This is a genomic window from Polaromonas sp. P1_E11, from assembly GCF_056405995.1.
Genome location: NZ_JBFUBA010000002.1, coordinates 809,185 through 823,769, shown reverse-complemented (window position 1 = coordinate 823,769; position 14,585 = coordinate 809,185). Strand labels below are relative to the sequence as shown.

Here is a 14,585-nt window from a genome sequence, read left to right as displayed (position 1 = left end):
CACCTGAGGTGTCAGCCGGCAGCGCAAAGACGGACTGCCTGCCTGACGGGTTTTGGCAACAGGGTAACCCAGGCTTGCCGTCGTGGCATTCGTTTTTTCCCTAGGAGACGTGCCATGGCGCCATGGCTTGCGATACAGGCAAAACCGGTCTGGACCGCGGTCGCCCGTCAGCCTGCAATGACGCGCTCCTTGACCGGGGACGTATCGTTCGACGACTCTTTCAGGACACTGATTTTCCCGTCCGCCTCCAGGAAGGCAAACCGCATGTCCGACCGGTCGCAGTCGGCTTCGCGCAACGCCTGCTCCACATCGCACAGGGGCACGCGCTGCGCCTTCAGCACCTCCAGAAACACCTCGCCGTTGCGGCCCACCAGCAGGGGGCGGCCTTCCAGCACGGTTTGCATGCGGCGGCTGCGCGAGGTAATAAACGCGACGAGCACATTCAGTGCCACCAGCGTGATGGCAGCCAGCAGGCCGCCTGTAACAGATTCGTCCCCGCCGTTCAGTGCGCTGGAGACCGACTCGCTCAGCAGCATCACCACCAGCAAGTCAAACGGTGTGAACTGGCCCACGGTGCGCCGCCCCGAAACGCGCACCATGGCCAGCAGCGCAAGGTAGATGATGACCGCCCGCAGGGGCAGCTCCCACCAGGAGACGTTGAGTTCAAACATGGCATTCATCAGCAAGATCAGCAAGGCACGCCGAGCCATCATTTAAGGAAACGCCGGTGGCGCAAGGTGTCGGTTGCGTTGCCCGGCCCTTGTAGGACATCTGGCAAGCCGGATTCGCCCTTCGACGCCTTGGGCGCTTGCCGTTGATCACTGCAGATGCGCCGGGGAATGCACCTGCTGACAACCAGGAAGCGGTTTTGTCCCACAACGGCGCCGGCTGCGGCTTTGCAGAATAAAACCGATGGCGGGTTGCCCGCCATCATTGCGCGTGGTTCGCGCCGGTACAAGCAGAAAGAAGGCACAGCATGGCAAAAAGCAGCATTGCGGGTGGCAGCATTCCGCCCGAACAGTGGATGCGCGGAAAAGACACACAGTCGCTCGGCCCGGGCGACAGTTCAGACACCGGCAGCGACACGCTAGGTGCCTACAGCGACGAAGAGCTGGCCGGCGACAGCGACGCTGCGGGTACCGGCGAGCGTGCCGGTGTCATCGGCGATGAGCGCCCGGACGCCGACATCCTGCCCGACCGCGCGATGGACGAGGCCGACTTCCTGGAAGAAGGCGCCGATGAAGACCCGGAAGCAGGGGACGAGGAGGACGAAGGTACCTGGGCCGCAGGCGGTGCAGAGGAAATTGCCGGCGTCGTGGTCGATGAAGATGAAGAAGATGAAACAGATGAAGAAGATGGCGATGCAACAGTTCGGGGAGGTGGCGCATGACGATCACAGGAAGCTGCCATTGCGGCAAAAACGCCTTTCGCATTGACGGCGAAATCCCCGCGCAGCTCACGCGCTGCACCTGCTCGTTTTGCGCCAGGCGCGGTGCGCTGCTGGCGTACTACACGCCCGATCAGTTCCACGTCACCACGCCCACGGATGGCGATGCCATCTACCGCTGGCAGACCAAGCTGGTAGACCACCACTTCTGCGCCGAATGCGGTGTGTCCACCTATTCAGACAGCCCGGCTTTTGAAATGGACGGCAGCTGGGACGGCACCACCCGCCGCATCGGCGTCAACGCCCGCCTCTTTGACGGGTTCGACGCGGCCGAAGCACCTGTGACGGTGATCGACGGCAAGAACCTCTGGTAGTTGAGCCCAAGACGCAAGCCGTTGACGTCCTGTTTCGATCGCCTTAATATAGCCAAACAGCTATATAAACGATTGGCCATGTAATGACCCCGGACACCCTCAACAAGGCGTTCGCCGCCCTCGCAGACCCGACCCGCCGCGCCATCGTCGCCCGGCTGGCTTCCGGCGAAGCCACGGTCAATGAACTTGCCGCGCCCTTCGACATGACGCAGCCTTCCATTTCGAAACACCTGAAGGTGCTGGAACGGGCAGGCCTGATCTCTCGCGGACGTGCGGCGCAAACCCGGCCGTGCCGCCTGGAGGCTGCGCCCCTGAAAGAAGTCGCCAGCTGGATGGCGCTGTACCGCAATGTCTGGGAAGACAGCTTTGACAGGCTCGACGCGTTTTTGCAGCCGGACACATCTGCCTCGTCAACCCGGTCAACTCAATCAACCCCCAAAAAAGGAAAGAAACATGTCCGCAAATGACAGCAAGGCAGCCATGGCTTCCCCGTTCCTGATCGACCGCGTGTTCAAGGCCCCGCGTGAGCGCGTCTGGAAAGCATGGAGCGAAGCCGGCAACATCCAGCAATGGTGGGGGCCCAAGGGCTGCTCCGTCGACCTGTTGCGTTTCGAGTTCAGGCCCGGCGGGTTTTTTCACTACGCCATGAAGTTTCCGGGCGCACCCACGATGTGGGGCCGGTTCAACTACCGTGAAATAGCCACGGGTGAACGCATCGTGTGGCTGAACTCGTTTGCCAATGAACACTGCGGCATTGCGCGTGCACCGTTCAGCGAAGCCTGCCCCCTGGAAATTGAAAACACCGTGACCTTCACCGAAAAAAACGGAAGCACCATCGTGGCATTGCGCGCACAACCCTTCGGTGAGCTGGCGGCTGAGCGTCAGTACTTCGAAGAGCTGAGGCCATCGCTCACGCAAGGCTACGGCGGCACCCTCGACCAGCTCGGCGCCCATCTCGGCGTCTGAGCTGCGCCGGGCCTAGAAGTGCGGCGGCAGCTCGTCGCGCAGGCTGCGGCCCACCGTCACGTCGCCGTCGCGCACCGGGCCGGCTTTCAGTTCTGCCACTTCGCGCACCAGCGCATCAATTTGCTGCTGCTGCCGCACGATGACCTTGTCGAGCTGGTCCAGCAGGTCTTCGGTAAAGCTGGCCTTGATCTCCAGCGCCGTCAGGCGCTGGTCGGTTTGGGGTGTGTCGTTCATCGGTTCCATGCCTGTATTGGACATGAAGCTGCGCGGGGCAGGGGCCCCAGGGCATTCCAGCGGCCTCCACGGCAATGATTTGCGCGTCATTTCGGCCTGCAGCCCTTTATGTTCGGGCGCGAGCAGCTATGTTATTGATAGCGGTTCGGATGATAAAGCTGTCAGGTTTCGCTGGCGCCACCCCCTGCGCATTGCTTCGATACGATTTGTGGGAATAAGAGCCTTGTCTTTCCCGCACCGTCTGCCTAAGCTCGTCTGAGTCTTTGCAGGGCGTCGCGTTTCATGGCAACGCCGGAGCCGTCTTCAAAGCCCATGCGGTAGCTGTGTTGTTTGCCCAAGGAGGCGAGATATGACCGAGCCAGGCACTGGAAACCCACTCACACCGGAACAGGCGCAGGAACAGGCGCAGGAGGGGGCGCAAGAAGAAGAGCGCAAGGCCATTGATTTCCGGCGGAGTTTTATTTATGCCAGCGGCACGGCGCCCCGGGAGTTGTGGGGCCTGGCCTTGTCCGGCGGCGGCATTCGCAGCGCCACCTTTTGCCTTGGCGTGTTGCAGGCGCTGGCAAAAGCCGGGTTCAACCTGCCGGGAGAAAGTGGTCCGGGAAGTGGCCCGGGAAGCGGCCCGGGAAGAGGCGCTAACGACAGGCAAAAGCCCTGGCCGCTACTGGCCCGCTTTGACTTCCTTTCCACCGTCAGCGGAGGCGGGTACACCGGCAGTTTTTTCTCGGCCCTGTTTCGCCCCCGCGATCTCCTCACACCTGCGGCGACCCATGCACCTCCTGCGCCGCCCGCACCCGAAGTGCTGGCCATCGAAGCCTACGAAGCACTCGCGACCGACCCGCCCGGCAGGCTGAGCAAGGTCCAGACCGCGCTCACCCAGATGCCCGACCGCCCCTTGCGCTGGCTGCGTGAAAACGGGCGTTACCTGGCACCGAACAACACCGGTGACTTTCTCTACGACATCGCCATCGCCATCCGCAACCTGTGTGCGGTGCATTACGTGATCGGCGTGACCTTGCTGACCATTTTCCTTTTGATGTTTGCCCTGCGTTACGGCAGCCTGCAGATTCCATGGGAGGGGTTTCATGCGCTGGGGCTTGCGCTGGAATCCATGATGCAGCCCAGGCCTCCGCTGAAGGGCGGAGACATCTGGCTCAGCCCGTGGTTCGGGGTGCTGGGCATCTGGCTCGTGCTTGCGGTCATACCGTGCGGCGCGGCCTACTGGCTCGACCAGGACACCTCACCTTCCGGTGCCGGTACAGCCGGCGCAAAGAAAGCGCCTCTGCCGGCCATTCCCGCACCGGCGCTTGCGGCTGCCGGCTTGCTGGCCGCGGGTGTGCTGGCTGCCTGTGTCCTCTGGAGCCAGGTAGCGCCGCCGGCCGCCGGCGCCGGGTCACTGTTTGAGGCTGTTCCGGTGCCTGTTTTGCTGCTGGTGCTGATCGATGTCATCCTGGCTTTTTCCCTGGGCGTGTTTTTTGTGGCGAAGTACCTTCCACAGCAATCACCCGGGCTGTTTCGCAACCGCATCACACGGTGGCTCTCCAGGGTATTGACGTACGCATTCATCGTTGCCGTGCTGGCGCTGATTGAAACCGCGGGGCAGACGCTGTATCTCTGGCTGGCGACAAGCCAGTCAACACCGCTCACTGTTTTCAGCGTGGCCGGCGTGGTCGCGGCCCTGGTGGCGGCCGTGAAGCAGTTTGCGCCGGTGCTGGCCCAGCCCGGAAAAGACGGCCTGCTCAGCAGGCTGCCGCTCAACACCCTGCTTGGCGCGGTCGGGCTGGCGCTGGCGCTGCTGCTGGCCGTGGCCTGGAACTGCGCGGCCGCGGCCTTGCTGTTTGGCATGCAGCCGCCGCTGCCGGGGCTCGGGCAGCTGATGATTGAATCCATGTTCACCACGGTCCGTTTTGGCCAGGATTCATCATGGGTCTGGCAATACTTCTACCCCGTCATCTCCATTGTCTTTTGCCTCCTGGCTGTGGCGGTGGCGGGCTACTTTCTGGGGTTCATCAATTTGTCGAGCCTGCAGGTGATGTACGGTGCGCGCCTCACGCGTGCCTACCTGGGGGCGTCCAACAAGGCACGGTTTGAATCGGAACGCCCCAGGATGGACGTGACCGAAGCCGATGCGAGCGACGACTTCACGCGCGAGGCCTACTACCGCAACGACCACCTGGGCCCGGCCCACCTCATCAACGTGACCATCAATGCCACCACGGGCACCGGCGACCAGCTGACCCAGCGGGACAGGCAGGGCCTGCCGCTGGCTGTCACGCCTGCGGGCGTCACCGTGGACGGCAGGCTCTGGAATGCAAAGACCGGCAATTTCGCAGGCATGCAAGCCAAAGCCGCCAGGCGGGCGCCGCCCGAGCTGTCCATCGGCCAATGGGTGGGTGTGTCCGGCGCGGCGTTTTCGACAGGGCTGGGCCGCGGCACCTCGCTGGGGCAGGCCATGCTTTTCACCATCACCAACATACGCCTCGGCTGGTGGTGGAACTCCGGAAAATCCGACCCCAAAACGCCATTCCCCCTGTGGCGCAACCAGACCTACCTGCAGCGCGAATTGCGCGCCCGCTTCCTGGGCACGGACGGCTCGCACTGGTACCTGAGCGACGGCGGGCACTTTGAGAACACCGGCGTTTTCGAGCTGCTGCGCAGGCGGGTGGACTTCATCGTCTGCTGCGATTGCGGCGCAGACCCGAACTACAGCTTTGAAGACCTTGCCAACCTGATGCGCCTGGCACGCATCGATTTCGGGGCCGAGTTTGAATGTGTCGGGCCAGGCGCGGTGCCCCGGCTTGCACCCAATGCCGCCACACTGGCGCCTTATTTCGCCCGCGACGAATCTGAACTGCGACCGGCAACCGATCCGCTGGCGCCACTCGACGAAAAGTGTGCGCTGCTCTACCGCGTGCGCTATGCCAGCAGCCAGCCGGGCAAGCCCTCTGAAAGTATTTTGCTGGTGCTCAAGCCGCGTTTGATCAAGGGCGCGCCCCTTGACCTGTTTGAATACCAGACCAAAAAGCCGTCGTTCCCGCAGCAAACCACGTTTGACCAGTTCTTTGACGAAGCGCAGTGGGAAAGCTACCGAAAGCTGGGCGTGCTGATCGGCTCGCGCATATTCAGGTAGTGCGCGCGGTGCCTGGCCGGGCCGATTTGGCATCATTTTGGCCTGCAGCCCTTTATGACCGGGCGCAAGCAGCTACGTTATTGATAGCAATTCAGGGGAGGGCAACAACCGTCATGCCCGCCATGTCGATCACCAAGCGGTACCTCGGCTAATGGGCTTCAGCGTGGGTTGACGCATACCGCTCCAGCAGCGCATACAGCACCAGCCCGCCCGCCAGCGGCAACAGGTAGTAAAGCGCGCGGTAGGCCAGCACCGCACCCATCAGCGCCCCCTGGCGCACGCTGCCCGACAGCAGCGCCAGGTAAACCGCCTCCAGCACACCCAGCCCGCCGGGGATCGGCATGATCACCCCCACGATGGATGCCGCCATCAGCACGCCCAGTGCCGTGGTGTAGGGCACTTGCTGGCCCAGCAGCATATACATGGCCGCGCCCATCAGCGCCCAGTTGCTGGCTGAAATGCCCAGCTGCACCAGGGCCAGCTGCGCAGAAGGCAGCTTCAGCCGCCGCCCGCGCACCCGCCACACGTGCCCGCGCGCCAACGCGCACGCCACCACGTAGCCCAGTGCAATCAGCACCATCACCACGCCCAGCAGGCGCAGCGCCGCGGCGCCAATGTGCGCCTGGCTGGGCGGCGCAATGGCGCCGGCGGCAAAAAGGCTCCCCGCCACCAGGCCATAACCCAGCCAGTTGGTCGCAAGGCTCAGGCCCACGATCTGCGCAATGGTGGCCTCGTCCAGCCCCGCCCGCGCATACAGTCGCGCCCGCAGCGCCACCCCGCCGACCAGCGAACCCAGGTTCAGGTTAAAGGCGTAGCTGGTGACCGCAATGGCCCAGGTCTGCAGGCGCGGCAGCTTGTGGCGCGTATGCTGCCGGCCAATCAGGTCAAAGCAGCCATACAGCGCATGGCTGGCCGTGGCCAGGGCCAGCACGGCAAGCAGCAAAAGAGGCGAGTAGCGCCGCAGCGTCTGCCAGGCGCCTTCCCAGTCCACCTTGTGGGCATGGGAAACCAGCAAACCCAGGACGACGATGCCCAGCGCAGGAAACACCCAGCGGCGGATGCGCGGCCACAGCGACGTTGCGGCTGCCGGGGACGTGCTGTCGGGAAGGTGAGCCGCAGTGCTGGGCATGATCAATGCATTTTCAGCAAGGCTCAAAAGGAACTCCAGCGAGGCTGGCGCTGATTTTTGTAGGCGAAAACCGACGGCGGCCCACCACGCTGCAGTGCAGCCCTTCAGCGCTCCAGCTCAAGGCCTGCGGGATGCAGGCGGTTCCACGGCGTGGCTTTTTCGAACGCAAACGCTGCGCGCAATATCGTGGGTTCGGCAAAGGGCCGCCCGATCACTTGAATGGAAACCGGAAGGCCGGTGGCAGAAAGCCCCGCAGGAACGGCCACCGAGCACAAATCAAGCAGGTTCACAAAACGGCCGAAACGCGACAGCGGCGTGGCCAGCTCGTCAACCTCGCTCACCGGTATGGCGGTGATCGCATTGGTCGGAAATACACAAACGTCGACGCCGTCCATGGCGTCCAGCATCGCGGCTTTCGCAGACTCGCGGTCGCGCAGCAGGCTGATGTATTGGGCCGCGCCGATGTCCCGGCCCAGCATGATCCGCCGCTTGATGTTCGGGTCAAACTTCAGCTCATTGCGCTCAAAAAGCGGGCCGAGATTGGCATAACCTTCGGCGCTCATCAGGCTGCCCGCAATGCGCATGGATTGCGCCAGGCTTTGCGGAAGCGGCTTGTCCACCAGCGTCATGCCAAGCCCGGTGAACACGGAAAGAGACCTGTCATAAGCCTTCAGGACTTCCGGGTCTACGTCTTCGCGCTCAGCTCTGGGCAGGGTCCAGACCCGCATTCCCCTGACATCTTTTTCAATTTCTTTTGAAACCGAACGCGAGGGCGAAAAGCGGGATGCCGCGTCCTGCGGGTCAGGCCCCGCCAGCACGTCCAGCAGCGTCGCGCAATCCTTCACGGTTCGTGTGATGGGGCCCACCGTGTCATGCGTGGGGCACAGGTCAATCAGGCCGTAGCGGCTGATCAGCCCATGCGTCGTCTTCAACCCCACCAGCCCGCAGAGCCCGGCCGGAATGCGAACAGAGCCGCCGGTGTCCGTGCCCAGCGCTGCGCTGGCCATGCCCGCTGAAACCGCCACGGCCGAGCCGCTGCTGGAGCCGCCGGGCACGCGGTGGGTTTCAAGGTCCCAGGGGTTCCAGGGTGTGCCCATGGAGGTATTGGTCCCCCAGCCGCCAAAGGCAAATTCCACCGTGTGTGTTTTCCCCAGCACGATGGCGCCGGCTGCCCTCAACCGGTCGACCACCGTCGCCGTGATGGTGGAGGTGCGCGGCGGGAGCGATCTGGAACCCGCGGTGATGGCATGGCCTTTAATTTCAAAAAGATCCTTGACGGCGATGGTCACACCGTGCAGCGGGCCCACCGTGAAGCCGGCCTGCCTGAGCTTGTCCAGGCCGCGCGCGGCCTGCAAGGCTTCATCTGCATAGAGGTCTACATAGGCGTGCAGCTTGGCGTCAAAGGCGTCTATGCGCGAGAGCTGGTTTTCGACCAGCGCTTCGCTGTTGGTCTCTCCGCTGGCAAGCGCTTCGAGCGTCTGCTCCATGGAGGCGTAGGCAAGCGGGGTGTTGGAGATATGGGAGGTATGGGCGGTGTCGGTCATGCAGCACCCATCACCCGCCGGCCGCGCGAGAGGCGCTTTTCCAGCGCGCGCGAAAGCATTGACAAAGGGAAAGCAATGGCAAAGTAAAAGGCGCCCACCAGCAGGAAGATGTGCAGGGGCAGGAAGAACTCGCTGGACATGGCCCGCGCCGTCAGCATGAGTTCGTCCGTGGCGATCAATGCGCACAGTGAGCTGTCTTTTAACAGCGCCACATAGGTGTTCAGCAGCGGAGGCAGCATGACGCGCAGCGCCTGGGGAAACACCACATGCATGAACACCTGGTGCGGCGCCAGTCCAACGGCCAGGGCTGCTTCGCGCTGCCCGCGATGAATTGACTGCAGGCCTCCGCGCAAAATCTCGGCAACATACGCCGCACCGTGCAGGCCCAGCCCGATCACCCCGGCCCAGAAGCCCGGCAGCGTGAGCCCGAGCGGTGGCAGCGCAAAGTAGAGCGCCAGCAGCAGCGCGAGCAGGGGCACGGTGCGCACGAACTGGATGAAGAAGTTGGCGGCAAAGCGCAGGGCCGGCCGGCCGCTGCGAATCATGGCCGCCAGGGCGGCACCCAAAAGCAACGCCATCACAAAGCCCGCAGATGACAGCTTTGCCGTTACTTTGGACGCCTCGGCAAGGCGGGGCGCCCACTCGGGCCAGTATTGCAGGAAGACTGCAAAAAAGCTGTTCATCGCTTGCTCTCCATGCGGCTTTCGGCCTTGGCAAATCCCCAGCTGACCGGCAGCACCATGGCCGCATACAACAGCATGGCGGCAAGGTAGATCAAAGTGGTTTCAAAAGTAGAGGTCACCAGGTTCCTGGCAAAAAACATGATTTCCGGCGCGGCAATCGCAGAAGCGATAGACGTGTCTTTGAGCAACTGGCTGGTGTAGTTGCCGAGGGATGGCCACGTCACCCGCAGCATTTGTGGAAGAAGAATGTGAATCAGCGCCTGCCGCGGTGTCATTCCGACCGAAAGGGCGGCCTCGCGCTGGCCGGCATGAAGGCACTTGAGCCCGGCGACAAATACATCGCACAACACCGCTGCGCCAACCAGCCCCAGGCCCAAAATCGCTGCCACCAGCGGCGAGAGCCGTATGCCCACAGCCGCCAGCCCGAAATAGATCACAAAGAGGTGGGCCAATGCCGGAACGTTGCGCATCCATTCGATGTAGGTGGCAATGGCCAGCTTCAGCAAACGAAAGCGCGCGAAAGTGACTGTCATTGCCAGCAGCATTCCGCCCGCCAGCGCAATGACGAAAGCACCCAGGGCCACAACCGCGGCAGTGACTGCGCCACCCACCAGCACGGCGAGGATGCCCCCGAAAATTCCAAGCTGTTCCATCACCTGGCCAGCCCCGGGTTGTCAGCCACCTGGCCCAGAAAGCTGCGGGTGCGTTCCAGCTGCGGGTTGTTGATGACATCGACAGCGGGGCCCTGCTCAACAATGTGGCCGCCGTCCATGAAGATCACGCGGTCGGCCACGTCCCTGGCAAAGCGGATTTCGTGTGTGACCAGGATCATCGAGCGGCCCTCTTCGGCCAGCTCACGAATCACGGTGAGCACCTCGCCGACCAGCTCCGGGTCAAGCGCAGAAGTCGGCTCGTCAAAAAGAATGAGCTTGGGCTGCTGGGCCAGGGCCCGGGCAATGGCCACGCGCTGCTGTTGCCCTCCGGATAATCGCTCCGGGTATTCATCTGCCTTGCTGGAAAGGTGAACCTTCTCCAGCATGGCGTCGGCGAGTTCATAGGCTTCGGGTTTCGACATGCCGCCGGCCTTGATGGAGCCCAGGGCCACGTTGTCGCGAACGTTCAGGTGCGGCCACAAATAAAACAACTGAAACACCATGCCGATCTCGCGGCGCTGCGGCGCGAGTTCGCGGTCATTCATGAAGCGGAACCCGCCGTGCCGGGTTGGCACCTGGCCTATCCGTTCACCGTCAAGCACGACCGAGCCTTCGCCCGGCTGTTCCAGAAAATTCAGGCAGCGCAGGCAGGTCGATTTTCCGGATCCGCTGGGGCCGATCAACGACAGGGTTTCGCCTTTACTCAGGTCAAAGGAAATTCCCTTGAGCACTTCGAGCGGGCCGTAGCTTTTCTTCAGCCCGTCGACTTTTAGCAGTGTGTTGTTCATGGGGTTCAGTTTTTTGATGCAGGCAAACGCATGTGCACACACACGTTCGCCTGTATCCATGCTTCTAAGGGCTTACTTGCAGGACGGCAGTTTCCAGTCGGCAGGGCGGTCTACGCCGGCGCGGAAGTTCTGGCCCACGGGCACATACCAGACGTCCTGCACCAGGCCGTATTTGCCGCCGATCTTTTTGAGCTCACAGCTCTGCCAGAGCTTGGCGATTTCCGCATTCACGGCCTTGGCGAGTTCCGGGTTGTCCTTGTTCAGGCCAAACACCACCTGGCCCAGCCCGGTGAGGAGCGGGTAGTCCGGGTTGTTGTCAACAAAAGCGTTGAACTTGAGCTTCCACTGCGGGTTGCGCGAAATGGCGTACTGCATCACGGGCGGGTCGCCGATGACGGCGTCAATACGGCCGGCCAGCAGGTCGCGCACTGCCGCGTCGGATGTGTCATACATCGTCAGTTGCAGGCCGGTGATTTTGCGAAGCTCCGGAATGAACGAAAAACCGGTGATCGTGCCGACCTTTTTGCCTTCCAGGTCCTTCAGGTGCGACCAGTTGGTCTTGCTCGACTGGGTGATGCCGTTCTTGAAGTAATGGATCGGGTCGCTCAGGGTCATGATCTTCGAGCGCTGCTCGGTCCAGCCCATGGTGCCGGCCATCACGTCGACACGTTTGGCCTGCACCGAAGCAATGGTGCCCGACCATTCCATGAGGGCGGGCTTGACCTTGAGCTTGACGGCCTCGGCCACGCGCTGGAGGATCTCGCCGTCGTAGCCGATCATGGCGCCGTCCTGGTAGCCCGTGCCCGGCATGTCACCGGTGAAGGCGATCTTCAAAGCGTCTTTTTCAACGGTTTGCAAGGCCTGGGCGTTGGCAGCCGGCAGTACCGCCCCCGCGGCGATAAGCATGCACAAGAGGCGTGCGGCGAATGTTTTTTTCATGAAAACTCCTGATGGTGGTTTAACGAAACTCTCACTGACGGGGTGGATGGTATGAAGCGCCGTCAACTTGTCATAGGAAGCTTTGGCGTGTAAATTGAACGTATGCGACATTCGGGAAAATTACCAACCAAGGGCACTTCTGCGCCCAAAGCTGCGGCGGCAAAGCGCGTAAAGCGTGCACCCGCGAAGACCAACAGGGCGGCCGGCGTACAGGATGAGGGCAACCAGCTGGTGGACCGGCTTGACGCGGCCAAGGCCAAAACGCCTCCCAAAACCGGTGTGGAACTGCGGGTCGGTATTTTTCTGTGCCCGCGTTTTCCCCTGTTGTCGCTGGCGGGGCTGTGCGATGCGTTGCGCCACGCCGCAGACCTGGGCGACCAGAGCCGGCAGCTTCGCTGCACGTGGGCGGTGCTCAGCGCCGCCGGCGAGACCGTGGCCTCCAGCTGCGGCGTCGAAGTGGCCACGCTGCCCGCGGCTTCGTCGGACTGCAATTTTGATTACGTAGCTGTGATCGGGGGCTTGCTGCCCTTCATGAAAACGGCCGACCCTCGAGGTGTGAAGTTTCTGAACCATGCCGCAAAAACCGGTGTGCCATTGATCGGCATTTGCACCGGCAGCTTTGCGCTCGCGCGGCATGGGTTCATGAAAGGCCGAATGGCCTGTGTTCATCCCTTCCATGTCAATGACTGGAAAGAAGCCTTTCCCGATCTACCCTTCACCACCAACTGCGACTACGTCTTCGACGGCGACCGGATCACCTGCGCGGGCGGTATCTCGATCATCGAGCTGGCCACCGAGCTGATTCGCCTGCACTGCGGCCCGGACCGTGCCGCCAAGGTTGTGCACCAGATGACGGTAACCCGAAAATCCGCCATCTCGCACGTCGCGCGCCGGCGCGCCCTGGGTTATGTCTGTGCCGACAACGACAAGCTCCGCCAAGCGATTGTGCTGATGGAAAAGAACATCACCACGCCGCTTGAAATTTCCGTCATCGCCAAAATTGTGGATTCCAGCAGCCGGCAACTTGAACGGGTTTTTCTGGCAGAAACGGGCGCTTCGCCTTCGGAGTTTTATCGCAACTCCCGGCTCAAATACGGCCGGTGGCTGCTGACTTCAACCGATTCACCGGTGAGCACCATCGCCTATGAATGCGGGTTTGCGGACGCCTCGCATTTCATCCGGCACTTTCAACAGCTGTATGGCGTTTCGCCCGGGCGGTTGCGGAAGGCGCTACCTGCGGTGGAGGTGTAGGCCCCCGGGGAGCATTTCCGCTCTTCTCAGCCTCCTCATACCGGGGCAGCTCTACCCAGAAGACGCTGCCGCGCCCCCGGCGGTCCGTCATGCCCACCGGGTGCCCCAGCAGCTGGCTCAGGCGGTAAATGGCCGCCAGTTCCAGCCCAAAACCCTCGGCCATGTCCTGCTGCGGAATGCCTTCAGAGAAAGTCTGCTGGCGTTCAAGGGCAATGCCCGTGCCTGTGTCCCACAACTCGATGCGCCACTTGCCCTGGCGCGGCCGCGCGGCCAGCAACACACCGCCGCCATGCGTGTTGCGCAATGCATTGGACAGCAGGCAACCCACCAGCCGCGTGAGCAGCACCGGGTCTGACAGCACCCGCCCCGCGGCGGCCCGCGTGCGCAGGCGCAGGTGCTTCTCGTGCGCCATCGGCGTGTATTCGCCCGCCAGCGTGTGGATCAACGCGCGCAGGTCCACCGGCTGCAGGTGCACGCTCAGCGACTCCGGGTCCAGCCCCGCGAGGCTGAACAGCGACTCGAAAATTTCGTCGATCTTGTGCGTGCAATCAGAAATCTTGCGCGCAATTTGCACCGCAAACTCCGGCTCTTTGGTCAGCCAGTCGGCATATGGGCCCAATGCCTGCACCGGCTGGCGCAGCTCGTGCGCGGCGCTGGCAATAAAACGGCTGCGTACGGCTTCGGCCCCAGCCAGGATCTGTTTGCGCTCCTCAAGCGCCTTGATGAGTTCCCGGCGGTCAAACTGCCGCTCCAGGCTGATGTGCTGGGCCCGGTGCATGCGCCGGCCCGTTACATGGGCCACCCACAGGAAGACCAGCACCACCCCCATCCCGGCGCCGGTGTCAAGCACCCAGGGCGCGCCCTCCGTCAGGTCTGTGCGCCAGGCCAGGGCCGCCATTACCGAGGCGCCCAGGCCATTGCAGTACGCCGAGAAGATGTGCAAATTCGGCGGGGACGAAGCCACCGAAACCGCCGCAATGCATGACAGAATCAGCATGCAAACCATCTGCATCTCGACAGGTGCCCGGTAGACCACAAACATCAGCGAGCCCCAGATCACCGCGCTCAAGGGCCAGGCCCATCCGTAGAGCGACATGAATTCCCGCAGCGCCACCCCGTCGGCCTCCGCCAGGCGGTGGAGGTAAGCATGCACGATGGCATAACGCAGCAGCGTCACCGAGCCCGCGGCCGCCACCCACACCCACAGGTCCCAGGGGGCCACATGCCCGTGCAGCATCACCACCACCACCAGAATGACGAGCACGCCCGCATGCAGCGCAGGCCGCGCATTCCGTATAAATGTGCGGGCCAGCTGCGTGCTCACCCAGGCCTCGCACGAACTCATCGATGGCCGCTTCCGGTGTCTGCTGGCAGGATGGGCGTCATTGAGAGGGAATTCTTCCGTGAGCGGGGCAGGGTGTGGGCAACAGCAATATCAGTGATTTTCCCTTGAGCGCAGCGCGGCCAGAAGGGAGGCGGGAGTGGGGCTTCTACCTATTATTTGGCT

The 14,585-nt window shown here is 62.7% G+C and carries 15 protein-coding genes; 6 read left to right on the top strand and 9 right to left on the bottom strand.

What is annotated here, in order from left to right; genetic code table 11:
* Positions 1–167 precede the first annotated feature (167 nt).
* Complete coding sequence (locus AC1D11_RS11360; RefSeq protein WP_477649011.1) at positions 168–671, bottom strand: DUF421 domain-containing protein; 504 nt, start codon at positions 669–671, stop codon at positions 168–170.
* A gap of 305 nt (positions 672–976) precedes the next feature.
* Here AC1D11_RS11360 and AC1D11_RS11355 point away from each other — a divergent pair, with 305 nt between their 5' ends.
* The 4 genes from AC1D11_RS11355 (at position 977) to AC1D11_RS11340 (ending at position 2,727) form a co-directional block, all read left to right on the top strand.
* On the top strand, positions 977–1,390 hold the full coding sequence (locus AC1D11_RS11355; protein ID WP_477648984.1) for a hypothetical protein: 414 nt from the start codon (positions 977–979) through the stop codon (positions 1,388–1,390).
* Positions 1,387–1,761 (top strand): GFA family protein, encoded by a 375-nt coding sequence (locus AC1D11_RS11350; protein ID WP_457282121.1) that lies wholly within the window; start codon positions 1,387–1,389, stop codon positions 1,759–1,761. Before AC1D11_RS11355 ends, AC1D11_RS11350 begins: the two co-directional genes overlap by 4 nt.
* Positions 1,762–1,844: 83 nt before the next feature.
* On the top strand, positions 1,845–2,228 hold the full coding sequence (locus tag AC1D11_RS11345; protein WP_477648983.1) for an ArsR/SmtB family transcription factor: 384 nt from the start codon (positions 1,845–1,847) through the stop codon (positions 2,226–2,228).
* On the top strand, positions 2,215–2,727 hold the full coding sequence (locus AC1D11_RS11340; RefSeq protein WP_477648982.1) for an SRPBCC family protein: 513 nt from the start codon (positions 2,215–2,217) through the stop codon (positions 2,725–2,727). The genes AC1D11_RS11345 and AC1D11_RS11340 overlap by 14 nt, the downstream gene beginning before the upstream one ends.
* A gap of 12 nt (positions 2,728–2,739) precedes the next feature.
* On the opposite strand, the gene AC1D11_RS11335 is transcribed toward AC1D11_RS11340, so the two are convergent.
* Positions 2,740–2,961: a SlyX family protein gene (locus AC1D11_RS11335; protein WP_477648981.1), complete on the bottom strand. Its 222-nt coding sequence runs from the start codon at positions 2,959–2,961 to the stop codon at positions 2,740–2,742.
* A 349-nt stretch (positions 2,962–3,310) separates the two neighbouring features.
* Between AC1D11_RS11335 and AC1D11_RS11330 the strand changes: the two genes are divergently transcribed.
* Positions 3,311–6,091: a hypothetical protein gene (locus AC1D11_RS11330; protein WP_477648980.1), complete on the top strand. Its 2,781-nt coding sequence runs from the start codon at positions 3,311–3,313 to the stop codon at positions 6,089–6,091.
* A 148-nt stretch (positions 6,092–6,239) separates the two neighbouring features.
* Here the strand turns inward: AC1D11_RS11330 and AC1D11_RS11325 are convergent, their stop codons facing one another.
* The 6 genes from AC1D11_RS11325 to AC1D11_RS11300 form a co-directional block, all read right to left on the bottom strand.
* On the bottom strand, positions 6,240–7,247 hold the full coding sequence (locus tag AC1D11_RS11325; RefSeq protein WP_477648979.1) for a lysylphosphatidylglycerol synthase domain-containing protein: 1,008 nt from the start codon (positions 7,245–7,247) through the stop codon (positions 6,240–6,242).
* Between the two features lie 77 nt (positions 7,248–7,324).
* Positions 7,325–8,764, bottom strand: coding sequence for an amidase (locus AC1D11_RS11320; protein WP_477648978.1), 1,440 nt, complete (start codon positions 8,762–8,764; stop codon positions 7,325–7,327).
* On the bottom strand, positions 8,761–9,447 hold the full coding sequence (locus AC1D11_RS11315; RefSeq protein WP_477648977.1) for an amino acid ABC transporter permease: 687 nt from the start codon (positions 9,445–9,447) through the stop codon (positions 8,761–8,763). Before AC1D11_RS11315 ends, AC1D11_RS11320 begins: the two co-directional genes overlap by 4 nt.
* A complete protein-coding gene (locus AC1D11_RS11310) occupies positions 9,444–10,100 on the bottom strand; it encodes an amino acid ABC transporter permease (protein WP_477648976.1) in 657 nt (218 codons plus the stop codon). Before AC1D11_RS11310 ends, AC1D11_RS11315 begins: the two co-directional genes overlap by 4 nt.
* Positions 10,100–10,888, bottom strand: coding sequence for an amino acid ABC transporter ATP-binding protein (locus tag AC1D11_RS11305; protein WP_477649010.1), 789 nt, complete (start codon positions 10,886–10,888; stop codon positions 10,100–10,102). The genes AC1D11_RS11310 and AC1D11_RS11305 overlap by 1 nt, the downstream gene beginning before the upstream one ends.
* 72 nt (positions 10,889–10,960) lie before the next feature.
* Positions 10,961–11,827 (bottom strand): substrate-binding periplasmic protein, encoded by an 867-nt coding sequence (locus tag AC1D11_RS11300; protein ID WP_477648975.1) that lies wholly within the window; start codon positions 11,825–11,827, stop codon positions 10,961–10,963.
* 102 nt (positions 11,828–11,929) lie between these two features.
* On the opposite strand from AC1D11_RS11300, the gene AC1D11_RS11295 reads away from it, so the two are divergent.
* Positions 11,930–13,078, top strand: coding sequence for a GlxA family transcriptional regulator (locus AC1D11_RS11295; RefSeq protein ID WP_477648974.1), 1,149 nt, complete (start codon positions 11,930–11,932; stop codon positions 13,076–13,078).
* Here AC1D11_RS11295 and AC1D11_RS11290 read toward each other — a convergent pair.
* Positions 13,002–14,423: a sensor histidine kinase gene (locus AC1D11_RS11290; RefSeq protein ID WP_477648973.1), complete on the bottom strand. Its 1,422-nt coding sequence runs from the start codon at positions 14,421–14,423 to the stop codon at positions 13,002–13,004. The genes AC1D11_RS11295 and AC1D11_RS11290 overlap by 77 nt on opposite strands.
* Between the last annotated feature and the right edge of the window lie 162 nt (positions 14,424–14,585).

Bases quoted from the DNA above. Each gene is read 5' to 3' on its own strand.
- AC1D11_RS11360 (WP_477649011.1), bottom strand. From the start codon at position 671: ATGTTTGAACTCAACGTCTCCTGGTGGGAGCTGCCCCTGCGGGCGGTC.
- AC1D11_RS11355 (WP_477648984.1), top strand. From the start codon at position 977: ATGGCAAAAAGCAGCATTGCGGGTGGCAGCATTCCGCCCGAACAGTGG.
- AC1D11_RS11350 (WP_457282121.1), top strand. From the start codon at position 1,387: ATGACGATCACAGGAAGCTGCCATTGCGGCAAAAACGCCTTTCGCATT.
- AC1D11_RS11345 (WP_477648983.1), top strand. From the start codon at position 1,845: ATGACCCCGGACACCCTCAACAAGGCGTTCGCCGCCCTCGCAGACCCG.
- AC1D11_RS11340 (WP_477648982.1), top strand. From the start codon at position 2,215: ATGTCCGCAAATGACAGCAAGGCAGCCATGGCTTCCCCGTTCCTGATC.
- AC1D11_RS11335 (WP_477648981.1), bottom strand. From the start codon at position 2,961: ATGAACGACACACCCCAAACCGACCAGCGCCTGACGGCGCTGGAGATC.
- AC1D11_RS11330 (WP_477648980.1), top strand. From the start codon at position 3,311: ATGACCGAGCCAGGCACTGGAAACCCACTCACACCGGAACAGGCGCAG.
- AC1D11_RS11320 (WP_477648978.1), bottom strand. From the start codon at position 8,764: ATGACCGACACCGCCCATACCTCCCATATCTCCAACACCCCGCTTGCC.
- AC1D11_RS11315 (WP_477648977.1), bottom strand. From the start codon at position 9,447: ATGAACAGCTTTTTTGCAGTCTTCCTGCAATACTGGCCCGAGTGGGCG.
- AC1D11_RS11310 (WP_477648976.1), bottom strand. From the start codon at position 10,100: ATGGAACAGCTTGGAATTTTCGGGGGCATCCTCGCCGTGCTGGTGGGT.
- AC1D11_RS11305 (WP_477649010.1), bottom strand. From the start codon at position 10,888: ATGAACAACACACTGCTAAAAGTCGACGGGCTGAAGAAAAGCTACGGC.
- AC1D11_RS11300 (WP_477648975.1), bottom strand. From the start codon at position 11,827: ATGAAAAAAACATTCGCCGCACGCCTCTTGTGCATGCTTATCGCCGCG.
- AC1D11_RS11295 (WP_477648974.1), top strand. From the start codon at position 11,930: ATGCGACATTCGGGAAAATTACCAACCAAGGGCACTTCTGCGCCCAAA.
- AC1D11_RS11290 (WP_477648973.1), bottom strand. From the start codon at position 14,423: ATGAGTTCGTGCGAGGCCTGGGTGAGCACGCAGCTGGCCCGCACATTT.